14 protein-coding genes and 1 pseudogene are annotated in these 16,714 nt (G+C 65.1%); 6 read left to right on the forward strand and 9 right to left on the reverse strand.

From position 1 onward, the window contains the following. The first annotated feature begins 145 nt into the window (after positions 1 to 145). From BLR29_RS22755 to egtD, 3 genes and pseudogenes are all read left to right on the forward strand, one after another. Positions 146 to 523 carry a DUF427 domain-containing protein gene (locus BLR29_RS22755; protein WP_092139843.1) on the forward strand — a complete coding sequence of 126 codons (378 nt, stop codon included), beginning with the start codon at positions 146 to 148 and terminating at the stop codon, positions 521 to 523. 107 nt (positions 524 to 630) lie between these two features. Continuing rightward, positions 631 to 1,839 (forward strand): annotated as a pseudogene (egtB, locus tag BLR29_RS32930) (ergothioneine biosynthesis protein EgtB); the annotation flags it as partial. Further along, positions 1,822 to 2,811, forward strand: a complete 990-nt coding sequence (gene egtD, locus BLR29_RS32935; RefSeq protein WP_255371388.1) for an L-histidine N(alpha)-methyltransferase — start codon at positions 1,822 to 1,824, stop codon at positions 2,809 to 2,811. The pseudogene egtB and the gene egtD, both read left to right, overlap by 18 nt. Here the strand turns inward: egtD and BLR29_RS22765 are convergent. From BLR29_RS22765 to BLR29_RS22790, 6 genes are all read right to left on the reverse strand, one after another. After that, entirely contained in the window at positions 2,808 to 3,326 is a 519-nt protein-coding gene (locus BLR29_RS22765) for a (2Fe-2S)-binding protein (RefSeq protein WP_092139847.1), read from the reverse strand. The genes egtD and BLR29_RS22765 overlap by 4 nt on opposite strands. A gap of 28 nt (positions 3,327 to 3,354) precedes the next feature. Then, a complete protein-coding gene (locus BLR29_RS22770; protein WP_092139849.1) occupies positions 3,355 to 5,625 on the reverse strand; it encodes a xanthine dehydrogenase family protein molybdopterin-binding subunit in 2,271 nt (756 codons plus the stop codon). A gap of 7 nt (positions 5,626 to 5,632) precedes the next feature. Then, complete coding sequence (locus BLR29_RS22775; RefSeq protein WP_092139851.1) at positions 5,633 to 6,064, reverse strand: hypothetical protein; 432 nt, start codon at positions 6,062 to 6,064, stop codon at positions 5,633 to 5,635. Then, positions 6,012 to 7,943 carry a GMC family oxidoreductase gene (locus BLR29_RS22780; RefSeq protein ID WP_255371375.1) on the reverse strand — a complete coding sequence of 644 codons (1,932 nt, stop codon included), beginning with the start codon at positions 7,941 to 7,943 and terminating at the stop codon, positions 6,012 to 6,014. The genes BLR29_RS22775 and BLR29_RS22780 overlap by 53 nt, the downstream gene beginning before the upstream one ends. A 31-nt stretch (positions 7,944 to 7,974) precedes the next feature. Beyond that, positions 7,975 to 10,503: a hypothetical protein gene (locus BLR29_RS22785; protein WP_092139853.1), complete on the reverse strand. Its 2,529-nt coding sequence runs from the start codon at positions 10,501 to 10,503 to the stop codon at positions 7,975 to 7,977. Positions 10,504 to 10,918: 415 nt separating this feature from the next. Then, positions 10,919 to 11,104 (reverse strand): hypothetical protein, encoded by a 186-nt coding sequence (locus BLR29_RS22790; RefSeq protein ID WP_092139855.1) that lies wholly within the window; start codon positions 11,102 to 11,104, stop codon positions 10,919 to 10,921. 408 nt (positions 11,105 to 11,512) lie between these two features. Here BLR29_RS22790 and BLR29_RS22795 point away from each other — a divergent pair, with 408 nt between their 5' ends. Both BLR29_RS22795 and BLR29_RS22800 read left to right on the forward strand, forming a co-directional pair. After that, positions 11,513 to 11,644 (forward strand): Lrp/AsnC ligand binding domain-containing protein, encoded by a 132-nt coding sequence (locus tag BLR29_RS22795; RefSeq protein WP_369804689.1) that lies wholly within the window; start codon positions 11,513 to 11,515, stop codon positions 11,642 to 11,644. Positions 11,645 to 11,938: 294 nt separating this feature from the next. Further along, positions 11,939 to 12,103 (forward strand): FmdB family zinc ribbon protein, encoded by a 165-nt coding sequence (locus BLR29_RS22800; RefSeq protein ID WP_092139857.1) that lies wholly within the window; start codon positions 11,939 to 11,941, stop codon positions 12,101 to 12,103. A gap of 150 nt (positions 12,104 to 12,253) precedes the next feature. On the opposite strand, the gene BLR29_RS22805 is transcribed toward BLR29_RS22800, so the two are convergent. Next, complete coding sequence (locus BLR29_RS22805) at positions 12,254 to 13,282, reverse strand: YeiH family protein (protein ID WP_092139859.1); 1,029 nt, start codon at positions 13,280 to 13,282, stop codon at positions 12,254 to 12,256. A gap of 348 nt (positions 13,283 to 13,630) precedes the next feature. On the opposite strand from BLR29_RS22805, the gene BLR29_RS22810 reads away from it, so the two are divergent. Continuing rightward, positions 13,631 to 14,701: an AraC family transcriptional regulator gene (locus BLR29_RS22810; RefSeq protein ID WP_092139861.1), complete on the forward strand. Its 1,071-nt coding sequence runs from the start codon at positions 13,631 to 13,633 to the stop codon at positions 14,699 to 14,701. Here the strand turns inward: BLR29_RS22810 and BLR29_RS22815 are convergent. Beyond that, the gene (locus BLR29_RS22815; RefSeq protein ID WP_092139863.1) at positions 14,688 to 15,662 is read right to left on the reverse strand and encodes a quinone oxidoreductase family protein; all 975 of its coding nucleotides are present in this window, start codon (positions 15,660 to 15,662) and stop codon (positions 14,688 to 14,690) included. The two genes, BLR29_RS22810 and BLR29_RS22815, sit on opposite strands and share 14 nt — an antisense overlap. 42 nt (positions 15,663 to 15,704) lie before the next feature. After that, entirely contained in the window at positions 15,705 to 16,691 is a 987-nt protein-coding gene (locus tag BLR29_RS22820; protein WP_092139865.1) for a tripartite tricarboxylate transporter substrate binding protein, read from the reverse strand. Positions 16,692 to 16,714: the final 23 nt, after the last annotated feature.

Below are 16,714 nucleotides of genomic sequence, written 5' to 3' on the forward strand. Positions count from 1 at the left end.
CACCCTCCGTGGCGGTTTTTTCATACTTGGCGCCGATTCGTGCAGGTGTTGTTCGTCCGAACACGATCACGGCGCGAGGCGCGGCGCTTGCCGCGCCTTCTTTTCTTCGCACGTCTTTTCTCCCATTTCCGGAGCGAGATCCGCCATGCCAGACAAAACCGTGAAGATTCCGGGCCCCGACCACCCGATCACCGTCGCACCGCAGGGCGGTCGCGTGGTCGTGACCGTGGCGGGCCGCGTGGTGGCCGATACCCGCCGCGCCCTGACGCTGAAGGAAGCGTCCTATCCGGCCGTCCAGTACATCCCGCGCGAGGACGTCGACATGTCCCAGCTGGCCCGCACGCAGCACGCCAGCTATTGCCCTTACAAGGGCGATGCCGCCTACTACAGCATCCCGGCCGGCGGCGCGCGCGCCAGCAACGCCGTCTGGACGTATGAATCGCCCTATGAAGCCGTCGCCCCCATCGCCGGCCATCTGGCGTTCTACCCGGACCGCGTGGACGCCATCGACATCACCGCCTGACCGCGCGGCAGCCTGACCCGCCACTGACACACGGCCCCGGTTTCACTCGGGGTCGGGACAGGGTGCCCCCATGTCCCTTGCCCCCACCCAACACAACAAGAATATCCATGGCATCGCACATCCATAGCGTGCCCGCGCGGCACGCCAATCCGCTTCATACGCGCTATCTCGATGTCCGCCGGCGCACCGTCGCGCTGGTCGATCCGCTCGGCGCGGAGGACATGGCCATCCAGTCGATGCCCGACGCCAGCCCGGCCAAATGGCACCTGGCCCATACCACGTGGTTTTTCGAGACCTTCCTGCTCGGCCCGCACCTGCCCGGCTATGCGCCCTACGATGCGCGCTACAGCTACCTGTTCAACTCGTACTACGAAGCGATCGGCCCGCGCCAGCCGCGCCCGTTTCGCGGGCTGCTGAGCCGCCCGACCGTCGACCAGGTGCTGGCCTATCGCCGCCATGTGGACGCCCAGATGCTCCGGCTGCTCGACGGCCTGCACGACGGCATGCTCGACAGCGCGCTGGAAAACCTCCTGGCATTGGGGCTCGCGCACGAGCAGCAGCACCAGGAACTGTTGCTGATGGACATCCTCCATCTGTTCGCGCAATCGCCGCTGCGGCCCGCCTACGACACCGCATGGCCACACGACCGCGCACAGGGGCCCGGCACCTTCCAGCGCATGGCGGGCGGTCTGGTCGAGATCGGCCATGAGACGCCAGAATTTGCCTTCGACAACGAGTCGCCTCGCCACAAGACCTACGTGGCGCCATTCGACATCAGCGACAAGCTCGTGACCAACGGCGAATGGCTACGCTTCATGGCCGATGATGGCTACGCCCGTCCGGAACTGTGGCTGGCCGATGGCTGGACGCTGGCGCGGTCGGGCGAGTTGGCCGCACCGCTCTATTGGGAACGCATCGACGACGGCTGGCAGGTCATGACGCTCGGTGGCCTGCGCCCCGTGGACCCCGACGCCCCGGTGACGCATGTGAGCTACTACGAGGCCAGCGCCTACGCGCGCTGGGCCGGCGCGCGGCTGCCGACGGAAGCCGAATGGGAAATCAGCGCCCATGCCGGCATCCTGGCGCAGGCGGATACGGTCGCCTGGCAGTGGACCCAGACCGCCTACGGGCCGTACCCCGGTTTCCGCGCCACCGCGGACGCGATCGGCGAGTACAACGGCAAGTTCATGGTCAGCCAGCTCGTGCTGCGCGGCGGCGCCAGCGTGACGCCGCCGGGCCATTCGCGCCCCTCGTATCGCAATTTCTTCTATCCGCACCAGCGCTGGATGTTCTCCGGCGTGCGGCTGGCGCGCGATGCCGGCCATGGCACGAGCGATCCGCTGCCGCCGGCCCGGGACGCATCGTTTGCCCGCGATGTCCGCATCGGCCTCTCCGGGCATGCCAAGTCGATGTCGCCGAAGTATTTCTACGACGCCGCGGGCTCCGCGCTGTTCGAGGCCATCTGCCGCACGCCGGAGTACTACCCCACGCGGGCGGAATCCGCGCTGCTGGCCCGCGTGGCGGAGGACATCGCGGCCGCCTTCCCACCTGGTGCCGCACTGATCGAATTTGGCAGCGGCGCCAGCGAAAAGACCAATCTGCTGCTGGGCACGCGCGCCGGCATCGACCTCTACGTGCCGATCGACATCAGCCGCGACGCGCTCGCGCAAGCCTCGGCGCGCCTGGCGGCACGCTATCCCGCCCTGACCGTGTTGCCTGTGGAAGCCGACTTCACGCAAGCGTTCGTGCTACCGGACAGCGCACAGCAGCGTCCGAAGGTCGGCTTCTTTCCGGGATCGACGATCGGCAATTTCACGCATGATGAAGCGGTCGGCTTCCTGCGTAATGCGCGCGAGATGCTCGGCGCCGGTGCGCGCATGATCGTCGGCGCCGACATGGTCAAGGACTTGCCGACGCTGCTACGCGCCTATGACGACGCCGAAGGCGTGACCGCGCGTTTCAACAAGAACCTGCTGGTGCGGATCAATCGCGAGCTGGACGGCAGCTTCGACCCCGAATCGTTCGACCATCTGGCGATCTGGAACGACGTCCACGACCGGATCGAAATGCACCTGGTCAGCCGCGTGGACCAGATCGTCCATGCCGCCGGCCACGCGTTCATGTTCCGGCGCGGCGAACGGCTGCATACGGAGAACTCGCACAAGTTCACGCCGGAAGCGTTCGCCACGCTGGCGGCGCGCGCAGGATGGACCGTGGCGCGGCACTGGATCGGCGATGCGCCCGCGTTCGGGATCTTCGAGCTGGTGGACGACGAACGCGCCGGCTAGCCGCGAGGGGTCTTCGGGGTGCGCGGGGTGCGTGGTGTTTGTGGTCCCTGCGGCGCCCGCGGCATTTGTCCGGCGGCCTGGTGGATCGCCGCGCGGATCCGCGGATAGGTGCCGCAGCGGCAGACAATCCCCGCCATGGCCGCATCGATATCGGCGTCCGTCGGCTTCGGCCTGGCTTTGAGCAGCGCGCAGGCCGCCATGATCTGCGCGCTCTGGCAGTAGCCGCACTGGACCACGTCGACATCGAGCCACGCGGCCTTGACCGCGTCGGCCTCCTTGCCCTGCACCCCTTCAATGGTCGTGATGCGCTCGGTGTCCTGCAACGCCGACATCAGCAACTGGCAGGCCAGCGCGGACTTGCCATCCACATGCAGCGTGCAGGCGCCGCAGATCCCCACACCGCAGCCAAACTTGGTGCCCGTCAGCGCCAGGTCGCAGCGCAGCACCCACAGCAGCGGCATGTCCGGCTCCGCATCCACGCTGACGACCTTGCCATTCACGTTCAGGTTTGCCACGGTCTTTCCTCCTGGTGCGTCTCGTGCGCTAGGCGAGCTTCAGCGGCAGAGCGCGCAACCGCTGCCCAGTCAGCGCAAACAGCGCATTGGCCACGGCCGGTGCGACAGGCGGCACGCAAACTTCGCCCGCTCCTTGCGGCGCCTCCGGGCTGGCGATGATATCGGTCTCGATCACCGGGCATTCCGCGATCCGCACCACCGGGAAATCGTGGAAGTTCTGCTGCTTCACCACGCCGTCCACGAACGTGATTTCCTGATACAGGGCCGCGGACAAGCCGAATACGATGCCGCTTTCCGCCTGCTGCCGGATCAGGTTGGGATTCACCGGCATGCCGCAGTCGATGACGCAGACCACGCGATGCACGCGGATGGTCTTGTCACGCGCCACCGAGACTTCGGCCACCTGCCCGACGATGCTGCCGTACGACTGATGCAGCGCCACCCCGCGCGCGCGCCGCGCACCATCGGCGGCGCGGCCCGCTGGCTTTCCCCAGTCCGCCAGCATGGCCACTCGCTGCAGCACCGCCAGATGACGCGGATGCGTGCCAAGCAGGCTGGCACGGAACGCGACCGGGTCCTTGCCCGCCGCCACCGCCATTTCGTCGAGAAAACACTCCGTGAAGAACGCCTGATGCGAATGCCCGACCGAACGCCAGAAGCCCACCGGAATCGGCAGGTCGACAATCGCATGGGAAATCCGCGCTGCCGGCCACGCATACGGTTGATCAAACGCGCCTTCAACGGCCGTCTTGTCGAGGGGGATGCGCGGGAATCCGAAGTCGCGTGCGAGCATCTCCGGCACCACCGCCTGGCCTGCCGAGCGTGCGTGCCAGCCCACCAGCTTGCCGTGGCCATCGATGCCGGCGCGTAGCCGCGCCACGCATGCGGGCCGGTAGAAGTCGTGCGTCATGTCCTGCGCCCGCGTCCAGATGGTCTGGACTGGCCGCCCCTTGACCTCGCGCGCGATGGCGGCGGCCTGCGAGATGAAATCCGCTTCCAGCCGTCGCCCGAAGCCGCCGCCGAGCATCATCACCTGTACGTCCACCTTGTGCGCGGGAAGCCCCAGCACTTTCGCGGCCTGCTCGCGGGCAATCCCCGGCACCTGCGTCGAGACCCACACCGTCGCGCCGTCATCGCGGCAATGGACCGTGCAGTTGATCGGCTCGACGGCGCCGTGCGCCAGCCAGGGCGCGCTGTATTCCGCGCTGACGACCTTCGCCGCCTTGCTCAGTGCGGCGTCCACATCGCCATGACTGTAGTACGCGTGCCCCTCGTGTTGATCGAGGGTTCCGCCGATGCGCGCCATCATGTCCTGACTGGACAACCCGGATGCCGGGCCGGGCTCCCAGTCGACCTTGAGCGCTTCCAGCGCCTTCATCGCGCGAAACGCGTTGTCGGCGACCACCGCCACCCCGCCCGTGCCACCGTTGAACGGCGGCACCACGAACGCCTTGACCACGCCGCGCCGGGTCGTGGCGGCGCTCACATCCGCATGTTTCACGCGGCCCCCGACCGTAGGGCACATCAGCACGCTCGCATAGAGCAACTGCTCCGGCAATGCATCGATGCCAAAGCGCGCCGATCCATTCGTCTTCGCCTCGGCGTCGAGGCGGTGCAGCGGCTGGCCGATCAGGCGGAACGCCGACGGGTCCTTCAGCGGGACACTCCCCGGCAAGCGCTGGCGTCCGGCGGCGGCGGCCAGTTCCCCGAACGTGGCGGACTTCCCCGAAGCGTGGAGCACCTTGCCGCGCGCCACACTGCATTCGGCGGCCGGCACACGCCAGCGCTCCGCCGCCGCGGCCACCAGCATCGCGCGCGCCGACGCGCCCGCCTCGCGCATCGGCATCCACAAGTCGTTGAGCCCCGACGATCCCCCCGTGACAACCTCGCCGATCTCCCGCATCAGCTTGCGCGTCACATGGTCCGCAATCCGTCGGATCACCCCGTGATCGTCCGGATGGAAGGGCAAGCCATCCACCACCACCTGGATATTGTTGTAGATACGGTCCGGCGGTGCGTTTTCCACGCGCACTCGGGCCCAGTCGGCATCGAGTTCCTCGGCCAGGATCATCGCCAGCCCGGTGTGTACGCCCTGCCCCATCTCCGAGCGGCACATCATGACGGTCACGCTGTCGTCGGCGGCAATCTTGACCCAGCCGTTGAGGGCAACCTGCGTCGCCTCCACCGGCAGCGGGCCCGACGGGGTGAGGCGTTGCCGCACCGGCAGCACGGTCCAGCCGACCAGCAAGGCCCCCGCCGCCGCGCCGATACCGCCAAAGAGGAACGCTCTGCGCTTCATGGCCGGGTCAGAACTCCAGGCAGAAATCGATCAGGCGCGTGTGGTCCCAGTAGACCTTGCCCAGATACACGCCCGGCGCGATGCAGCGGATCTCGTCGCGAATCCAATGCGCGACCAGCGATGTCGCGGAGTAGTCGAGCACGATGCACTCCTTTTGATCGAGCCAGCTGTCCGCCTTGTACACCTTGGCGAGAATCGCCTCGAGCCCGAAGGGCGTGATGCGGTTCTTCAGCACACCATGGCCGGCGTCGAACACCTTGCCCTGCCATGCAAAGAGGTTGATCATCCGCGCCATGCTTTCGCTGAAAACGGTGCCCGGCGAGATGATGGCCGTGCCTTTCGCCTCGCCGTTCGGGATATCGCCCGCGGGGCTGTTGCGGAACAGGTCATCCAGCTCGGCCTGCTGCATTTGCAGGAGCTTGTGAACGTCGTACGCCATGGCGATCTCCCATCTGGAACTGCATGGACGGCATGGTCCGCGCGGCGGCCAGCAGAACCTCCGCCGCCTTCTCGGCCATCATGTAGATGGCGCTGACCGGAAAGAACCCCGGGATGCGGGGGAATGCCGATGCATCGACCACGCGCAACCGCCGCGTGCCGTGCACCGAGAAATGGCTGTCCAGCACGCCCCCCGCCGCGCGCGGCCCGATCGGGCAGGAACACGATGCGTGGTGGCCCCACGCGTTATCTCGGACATAGCTGGCCAGGTCGGCGTCGCTCTGCACCTGCGCGCCGGGCAGTTCCTCATGGGCGATGTAGCCCCGATCCGCCAGCGGTTGCGCAAGTCCGCGCACAAAGCGGATGGCACCGATCAATGCGCGCATGTCCTCGCCGCGAGGGTCGTCGGCATCGTCGAAATAGCGGAAGTCGATGTCCGGCATATCGCGCGGATCAGTCGAGCGCAGCGACACGATGCCGGCGCGGTTGCGTGTATGCGCCTTGAGCAGCGCCCAGGTCAGCACATTGTCGTTCTGCGCGAACGCCTTGGAGTATCCCGGGTAGTAGCCGACAAAGCGCTCCAGCAGCGCCATGCAGAAGACGTCCGGTACGGGCGCCCCGCGCCCCGAGCGGCGAATCACCGCCGTGGCCACGCCGTTGGTCGTGTACACGCCCTCGCGCGTATCGAACCAGCTCCGGTATGGCGCGTCGTCGCGCACGAATCGCGCGCCCTGCAGGACCTCCCACGACCGCGACATGCGGTTCACCACGCCGATCTCGTAGCGATCCTGCAGATTGCGTCCGACGCCAGGCAGATCGACCTTTACCGGAAGGCCGTGTTGGCGCAGATGCGCTGCGGGTCCGATGCCGGACAACATCAGCAGTTGCGGCGTATTGAACGCGCCGCCCGCGAGGATCACCTCGCGGCGTGCCCGGACCTCGCGCCGCTCGCCGGCCTCTCCGGCCGGCGTTGCGTGCGCCCGGTAAAGATGCCGGCCCTTCAGGTATTCCACGCCGAATGCATTGCCCTGGGCGTCGAGCATGACGCGTGCAGCCAGCGCGTCCAGTTCGATCCGCAGCATTCCGGGGTGGCGTTGCGCCACATCCAGCAGGCGTTCCCGCGTGCCGTGGCGCGCGTGGCGCTGCGTGGTCAGCGGCGTATAGCACACGCCGTGAAAGGCGCGTCGGCCCCAGAGCCGCGAGTTGGGATCGCCCTGCCAGCGGATCAGCCGCAGCAGCGCCTGCAGGCGCCTCGGCACGCTGCGGGCCTCCAGTTCCATCGACCCGAGGATGACGCGGATCAGCGCATCATCGGCCAGTGCTTCCAGCGGCATCGCACGCTCCGTGTGGAGCCAGCCGTCCCAGCCATGCATGGTGGGGTCCAGGCCCAGCCGGCGCGCAAGGTTCCACAGCGGACGGTGGCGGCATTGCTCCACCAGCTTGGCGTAACGGCGCATGCGAGTCGCCGTCCAGGATGGATCTCCCGTCAGGTCGGCGATGTGATCCCAGTCGGCATCGTGCGGATACAGGAAGATCAGCGCGTTGTGCGCCGTGCAACCGCCCAGCGTGCCGGCGCGTGGATACAGCACGCCGGCCGGACCGCACTTCGGGTCGCGACGTTGCTGCGCGCCGTCGGCATAGTGGCGCACGAAGAAATTCCACGCCATGGCGGGGTTTTCGGCTGCGCAGGCGTGGAAGCCGGGCACGTCGTAGTCCTCGGGCATGCATGGTGCCTCGTGCGCGCGCGCATCGCCGCCAGCCTCCAGCACGCACACGCGCATTCCGGCCTCCACCAGCCGCGCGGCCAGCGTGCCGCCGCCCGCGCCGGAGCCGACGATCACATAGTCCCACTCCGCTTCGTCCTGCCCAGACATAGCCATAGCCCCTCGCCACGCCGCGTGCCCTGCACGGTCAGAACGTCTTCAGGAAGGCGATCAAGGCCCGCTTGTCCTCGTCGCTCAGCACAGGTTCCTTGCCGAACGCCTGCTCGTCCGCGCTCAGGCCGTCCTGGTTGTTGAATTCCGCCGTGCCGAAGTAGTGGCCGCGGTTGACGACGAAATCCGGGCACTTGCTCAGCGACAGCATCGGCTTGACCAGGTCCGCGTAGGTCTTGCGCAGGTCATCGTCGGTCGCGCCCGCGGGCACGGAGGCGAGGTCGCCCTTCAGCTTGATCAGCAGCTTCAATACCTTGCCCGCATGCTCGGCCTTGGCCGCCGGGTCGGAAGTCTCCGACAGCGGCTGGAGGTTGGCCAGCAGATTGACCGGCATCTTCGCCGGCGCCGGACCGATCGTCACGTCGCCGCCTTCGCCCACCAGCCACGGCACCCAGCGATGCAGCAGGTCTTCCATCGGCCGCAGCGAATCCGGCACAAACCCGACCGGGATGGTGATCTGGCTGCGTTCCGTTGTGCGATCGATCACGCCGGGCACCTTGGTCCCCAGCACCGCGTCGTGGTCGCGCTTTTCCGGCCAGAGAAGCTGCTCGATCGATGCATCGAAGACGCGCACGCGGCTTTGCACGGACGGATCGCTGCTGAAGGGGCCCAGCGCGTTGTTGAGCAGGAACGGCGCTGTCGACCAGATGCTGATCAGCGACGGCACCCGCGTATAGCCACGCCCGCCCGCCGGCATCTTGTAGGGCCAGCGCTCACCCGTGAACGGGTCGTGCAGCGTGACGGTGCCCACGGAGGGAAGGTTCTTGTAGGTCTCCGACGAGAAGTTGTCCCAGATATTGCCGCGCAGGGCATTGGTGGCCAGCGGACTGCAGACATTCGTACGCAGCAGCGTCACAGGCACGCGGACATCGGACGACAGGTAGTTGTGGTCGAGGAAATCCGGCGCGTTGACCACGTCGCGCATCTTCGCCTTGAACTCGTCGGTCTGCGTCCATTTCCAGTAACGCTGGAAGCAGCCGATGTATTGGGTGCGGTCGCAGTTGCGCATCTGCAGGTCGGCGGGCGGGGGCGGTGACTTGCTGGAATGGCATCGCGCACAAGTCTCCGCGAATACCGTCTTGCCGCGCTGGAGCAGTTGGCCGCCTCCGGGTGTGCCCGCATCTGCCACGAATGCCTTGCCGCCGGGGGCATCGGCCAGATGATCGGGCGGCGTCGACTTCAGCAGGAAAGCGGCCACGTTGAAGGTGCCGGCCTCCGTCGCTCGCCAGTAGGTGGAGTTCTTCTGCGCCACGGCGATCTCGATCGGTGTGATCGACTTGCCGCCGAGGATCGGATTGAAATGCAGCAGCCATTCCTCGCTGAACAGGCCGATATTGATGTAGACGCGGTTCAGCGCGCCCAGCACACCGACGGAATCCGCACCATCCTTGAGCACATGCGGCGTCCGGACGGTATCGGGCGGCGTGTAAAACTCGGAGAGCGGGCCGGTCTGGACGAAGTCGTTCAATTGCTTGTTGTTCTTCTCGCCCCCGGCGATGGTCTCCTGCCCGAGCCGCGAGGCCACGCCCATGCGCGCCATCAGGTCGTAGAGCGCGTTCATCGTGCGCGGGTTGTTGATGTTGTCCGTGGAGACCAGCGAGGTATCCATCGCACCGGGCCGGAAGGTATGGACGAGCTGGAACATGAAGTTCTGCCTGCCCGTCGGCGTGGCGGCGTTGTGGATGAACAGCCGGTCGACCCACATATACTGCGCGCCCACCGTGGAACTGAGTTCGGGCCACTGCGGATGCTCCGGATCGGCGGGCGGACGGATCGGACTCGGACCGACATGGCAGAAGCCGCAGGACATGCCGACGCGATAGGGTCGCACCAGGTCGGCACGGTTGTAGTAGGCCGGGTCCGTGTAGTAGCGCTCGGGATCCCACGCCTTGGCGGCCTTCTCGTCGAACGCCGGATTCGGAAACAGGCGCAGCCCGACGATCCCGGTGGCATAGCCATAGTAGGAGCCGACGGGAAGCTTCTGCCCGTTGGCGAACGTCGTACCCCGTGCCCCCGTCTTGACGCCGGGATACGCCTGCTCGTTCTCGAAGGGATCGGCCGGGCAGTCCTTGCTTCGCTGATCCAGCCACAACCCGAAACGCTTGGGATCGGGGGCGCTTGGCTTCTGGAAGCAGGGTTCGTTGAGCAGGCCGAGATAGGCCCAGCGGTTGTCGCGCGAATAGCCCTGGCCGGGATGGGAACTGATCGACTTGAGCAGATCGAACGCACCGAACGTGAAGTTCGTCATGGCGTCCCAGAACCGGTCATTGCCACCGGTCCACACGATCCACATGTTGCGGCCCTGGATCTCCTCCTTCGACAGCGCAACGCCACGGTCCATGTCGTGGAAGTAGTCTTCCGCCGCGTGCCGGAAGGAATCGACATTGCGGCCGGCCTGCTGCGCTTCGTCCTGAACGTTGCCGGGCTGGGGCCTGGAACATCCGCCCGCCAGGATCGCAACAACGAGGACAGCGGGCAACAGGACTGACTTGCTGTGCAGGTTCACCGTCGTCCCTCCCCGACCGCATGGTCTATCACAGCAGCGTGTCGTGTTGCCCACGCCGTTGGGTACAGATAAACCTAGAAATGACTTGAGGAGAAGTCAAGGCTGTTACTGGCGCGCAACGCAAATCTGCATTGGCGTGTTCGACAGCGTTTCCGACTGAGATAAACGCGCCGATGCACGGCGACTTGCACGGCGACGTCGCGAGGCATGCGCCGCGATGGCCCGCATTGACCCTGTTGAGAGATCATGAAACCTCAGCTTGTGAGGTATCGGAGGGCAGCAGGCACGATGTCCGAGGCATCGTCTCCGGAAAAACAAAAACCGACCCGCCGCACACCGGATTCGGTTGTGCGGCGGGTCGGTTTCACATTGCGGCGCCGGGAGACGCCGCGTACAACGCGCTGGGTCTGACGGATCAGCCGTTCGCGTAGACCACCTTGGCCTTGCGCGCTTCCGCCTGCAGGCGGGTAAAGATGTTCTGGACGGCGGCGATGGCGCGCTTCGCGTCGCTGGCAAAGCCCAGGCTTTGCGGGCCGAGCTCGCGCTCGATAAGGTCACGTTCCAGTTGATCGGTCAGCTTGATGTCGGATTGGGTGTTCATGGCGTCCTTCCTTCAGGGATTACCCTCTTGGGGTTTGCCCTAATTGTAGCAGGCCAAATGTCGCAACGCAGCATTAGGTAATAGTGCGTATGCCCCAAACCCAACAAGCGACCGGGAAATTCGCCATGAAGTGGCGATTAGGACGCGGTACGCTTGCATGCCGGAATGGCTGCTTATGCTCGCACTGCCCCACCAAGTGGAAATTTCGTCGCTTTCATGAGCTTCGCACGCGTTGCGAATGGCTTTTAGCTCACTTTTACGGGCGACTGACAAGGCAGATCATTGCCGCTCGCGAAACAGGCCATTGCGTCCTGCGCCAAACCAGTTTCTTTTTCCGACGAACTGAAGTGACCTTGGGAATGGTCATTACGGTGCCACGGGCGTGGCTGACTGGTAAGGGTCCTGCGCGTGGTCGTCCCAGACATAGGCTCGTCCCAGAACTTTCTGACGCGGACACTGACGCGCATTCCTGGCGTCGAACATATTCGCTCGAGCTTTGCACTCAAGACTGTACTGATTCGAAACTCCCCGATGGTCTGACGCGGGAGGCTCATGACTCCTCGTTGCCACCATGGATTCACGAGGTTCTCAGACTGGCCAGGAAGAGACACTTGGGCCCGCAAGCTAGACGGCCGAAACCCGGGTCTGAAGCGGTCAACCGCCTCGAACCGCACCACGCTCCCGGCGGAAGGCCACTTACCGCGAAATGCCGATCCAGCGGGTGCTCCTTTCCGGGGTGTCGCACTAGAATGTACAGGCGCGGTGCCCGCGTGAATGCACTCTGTGGGGGAGGCGCGGCGCGCGTATCGAGTTCATTCGTACTGGAGAATGAGAATGCCGACCTATCAGTATCGTTGCCAGGATTGCGGTGAAAAATTCGAACACGCGGAGCATGTCGCGGAACACGCGACCGTCCAGTTGAAATGCCCCAAATGCGGGAGCGATAAGGTGCAGCATGCGCCTACGCCGTTCGTCGCCAAAACTTCAAGAAAAAGCTGAACGGTCATTGCCTGCTCACATGGGCGAAAAGATCATTGCCGCCCGCATCGGCCCGCCCCTCGGCAATTCCAATCTGTACAGCGGTGGGGCCCGCCTGGGGGGTGCCGCGCAATGCCGCGGCGGGCGACGCCAGGCCCTGTGGTTGCCAACCTAGAACCGCATCACCACCAGCATGCCGTAGAACAGCACGGCCAGGAACACCGTCTCGAGGACCATCAGTGCTACCGGCTTCCAGCCTACGGACAGGATGTCCTTGAGGTGAGTCTTCATGCCGATTGACACCATGGCCATGACCAGACACCACTGCGAAGCAAACTGCCCCGCCTTTACCACCGCCGGAGGCAGCCAGCCTGCGCTGTTGATCGCCACCAGCACCGCGAAGGCCACGGCAAACCACGGCAGCAGCGGCGGGCGCGGACCCTTGCCGGCTTCCCCTTGCGCCCGCTGATGTCGCTGCGACAACCACGCAGCCAGCGCGATCACCGGCAGCAACATGGCCACACGCATCAGTTTGATCAGCGTGGCCGCATCGCCGGCTTCATGCGAGATGCTGTAGCCAGCCCCTACTACCTGGGCCACGTCATGGATGGTTCCGCCGATAAAGGCTCCGGCCTGTAAAGAAGGCAAGGCCAGCAGTTGCGCGAGCATCGGGTATAGCACCATCGCGACCGTCGACAAGGTACTGACGGAGATGACCGTGAACAGCGTCGCACGCTCCTTTAACGGATGCTGTGGCATGGCTGCCGACAGGGCCAGCGCCGCGGAAGCACCGCAGATCGCCACGGCACCCCCGGTAAGCAAGCCGAAGAACGTTTGGAACCCCATCAGTCGAGCCAGCACGATGCCGCACAGTATGGTCAGCGCCACCGCCAGTACGACCATGGCAACGGAGTGCCAACCCAGTGCCGCCACCTGCGAAGCCGTAATGCGCAATCCCAGCAAGGCCACCCCCAGCCGAAGCACCTGCTTGGCACTGAAGTCAATACCGGAAGCGGTGGAGGATTCTCGGGACAGGAAGTTCAGCGCCATACCCAATAGCAAGGCGAACAGCATCACCGGCGCCTGGTAATGCGTGGCGAGCGACATGGCTGCGACGGTTACCACCGCGCTGATGACCATGCCGGGCAGATAGCCGCGGAACGTATTTAACAAACTCGGACTCAGGAATCTTACGGACATGATGTCTCTCCGATGGGTCGATGAAGTTCGCCGCCCATTTCGGAATCGGCCCCACTCACTTCGAAAACGGGGAAACGCTGGCGGACACACTCTGCAATTTCCCAGTTAGCAAGCATGCGCCATGGAGCTCGGTGCCCGCCCCGCAACGGATGCCAACGACTTTGCATTACATGCCACGTCGATAGTGAGTCGCTCCTGAAGTGTTGCACCGGATGGACCCTCGCGGCTGGCAAGACCGCGCCGTACCGTAGCCGGCATACCCGCATGGGCCCGCGTCGGGCATCTATCATTGGATGATGATCATCTTGAGGCATACTCCCTTCGGTTCGAATATGTGAAAGCAGCGCCATGCCAAACGTCGGGCGACTCGTTCGCAGTGCCACGCTGAACGGCTACATCGAGCTGGTGGAATCGCTTGGCCGCGACCCGGGGCCCCTGTTGCGTGCTGTGGGGCTGTCGGCGCGATTGCTCAAGGACCCCGAGACACGCATTCCGAGCAGCGCCCTGCGCGAGTTGCTGGAAGCTACCGCCAGCACGACCGGTGTCGAGGATTTCGCCTTGCGGATGGCGGCGCGTCGCACGTTTTCCAACCTCGGGCCGATCAGCCTGGTGCTAAAGGAGGAGCCCTCGCCACGACAGGCGCTCGATACCTTGTGTCGCTACCTGAAGCTGCTCAGCGCATCGCTGGTCACGCGCGTCGAGGACGCAGGTCAGACCGTGATCATTCGTGAGGACCTGCTGCCCAGCCCTGGCTCGGGAACCCGTCAGGCCATGGAACTCACCGTTGGCATGATGTTTCGCATCCTGCGCGAGTTGATCGGACCAGAATGGCGCCCATTGCAGGTCTGCTTTACGCATCGCGCGCCAGCCGACATATCGGCGCACCGCGCCTTTTTCAGCCGCAATCCGATGTTCAATCAGCCGTTCAACGGCCTGGTTTGTGCCGCAGCCGACCTGGAGAAGCCACGCGCGCCAGACCAGTCTGGCGCGGCGCAACTGGCGCGCGATTACCTGGAGGCCGCGCTACGGCGCCGTGGCGAGGGTACGCGTGAAACCTGTCGCGAACTCATCATGGCGCTGCTCCCCGGCGGACGCTGTACGGCCCAGCAGGTAGCGCTGCATCTGCGCGTCGATCGTCGCACGCTGCATCGTCATCTGAGCGCCGATGGACTCACGTTTTCGGCACTCCTCGACGAGGTGCGCTCGGAGCTCGTGACGCGCCATCTGGAGGAGAGCGACCAGCCGATCGGCGAAATCGCGGGTCTGCTCGGTTTCTCCAACCAGAGCAGCTTCAGCCATTGGTTTCGCGCCGAGTTCGGCTGCAGCGTCACGGAATGGCGCAGGCAGACGGCAGCGCGATCGGCAGCGGCCATCGGCCGTGACCGCCGCCATCCGGCTCCCTCAGTCAGTCGGCAATAAGCACGATCTTGCCCATGTGCTGGCTGCGCGCGATATACGCGTAGGCGTCCGCGATCGAATCCATCCGGAATGTGCGGTCAATCGGCAGACGCAGCCTGCCTTCGCGAAAGTGTGGCAGCAGATCGCGCGCGCATGCCTGGATACACGCGAGACGTTCGGCCTCGGTGCGTGTGCGGAACGTCGCGCCGATCAGCTTCAGGCGATTCATCCAGAGCAGGTTGATATCGATCCGTCCAAACTGGCCGCCGCCCAGCCGCGCAAGATTGACCAGTCGTCCCTTTACTGCAAGGCACCTGACATTGTCCTCGAAGACCGTACCACCGATGGTGTCGACGATCAGGTCGACGCCGCGCCCGTCAGTGCCAGCCATGATGGCCTCGACCTGCGCTTCACGCGATGTGTCGATGCCCACGTCGGCGCCATAAGCGGCAAGCCGCTCCAGCTTCTCCGCCGACCGCGACGACACCATTGCCAGCCTGGCACCAAGCGCTTTCGCAGTCATGAGCGCGGCCATGCCCACACCGCCCGAGGCACCGTTGATGTACACCGAGTCGCCGGCCTTCAGCTCGCCGTTGCTGACCAGCGCATCATGGGCGGTGATGAACACGTTGGGAAACGCCGCGGCATCGACCCACGACGCATCGTCGGGAATCGGCATCAACGCCAGCGGAGCGGCCACGACATACTGCGCGTGGCAGCCACGGCCGTGGCCCATCACACGGTCGCCTTCGCGCCAGCCACGGACCTGATCGCCGACGCCGACCACCTCGCCTGCGAACTCGACACCCGCGGTCATCGGGTTTCCCGTCCGATGCTCGCGCATGTACTTGATCTCGCCAAAATTGACGCCTGATGCACGCACCCTGACCAACACTTCATCGGGGCCCGGTTTCGGGGCGGGAATATCCTGAATCTCAAGCCGACCGCCGTCGGCACCTGGCAATACACGTGCTGCTTTCATTCTTGGTTCTCGATACTCGAGTGTGGACGGACGGGGCCGTCGTCACTCCGGAGTGAAATGGATCGAACGCAGCAGCTTGCCCTGGCGTTCATACGATTCGCGGATGTCCCTGGCCAGTTCATCCGTGGTGGCGGGCGACCCGACCTCCATGCCGAGATCCTGGATCTTTCGACCTAGTTCGGGGGATTGCAGCGCCTTGAGCGTGGCATCTCGCATCCTGGCAATGACCGCCGGCGGCACGCCCGGCGCTGACCACAGTCCCATCCAGCCCACTTCGTTGAGGTCCGGGTATCCCAGTTCGGTAAAGGTCGGAACGTTGGGCAGCGCCGAGATTCGCTGCGGAAACGCCACCGCATAGGCCCTAAGCTTTCCCGACTTGATAAACGGCAGCGACGTCGCGGGGCCGTCGAACATCAGCGGCACCTGTCCGCCCATGACGTCCTGCAGCGCAGGTGGGGACCCCTTGTAGCTCACGGCACCGGCATCCAGTCCGGCCAGCCGGTTGAACTGCACGCCGATCGTCTGGCCGCGTAGGCCGATACCAAAGTTCGCGTAGTCGATCTTGCCGGGATTGGCCTTGATATACCTGACCAGTTCCGCGAGGTTCTTCGCGGGCAGCGTGGGGTTGCCGACGAGTATCAGTCCCTGCCGGGTGAGTTGTGCGATCGGAACGATATCCTTGAACGGATCGTAGGACACCTTGATGGCCAACGGCACTTCCGAGGCGATGCCCTTCTGGATCAGCAGGAAGGTATAGCCATCGCGGGGTGCGGAAAGCATGCCCTGGACCGCGATGGTTCCCGCGGCCCCCGACTTGTAATCGACGATCACGGTTTGCCCGAGCGGGCGCTGCAACTCGTAGGCAAGCAGGCGCGCAAGGATATCGGCAGTGCCGCCGGGTGGCGCGCCGACAAGAATGCGCACCGGCTTGGTTGGCCAGTCGGCAGCATGGGTCGCGCTCGTGGCCAGCAGTAAGGCACCAAGCGCAAGCGCAAGGCACCTGCACGCATTGAGGGTATGGCGTTTCATGGCAGTCTCCAGGTCATCGGCTG

Source organism: Cupriavidus sp. YR651 (assembly GCF_900101625.1).
Classification (GTDB): Bacteria; Pseudomonadota; Gammaproteobacteria; order Burkholderiales; family Burkholderiaceae; genus Cupriavidus.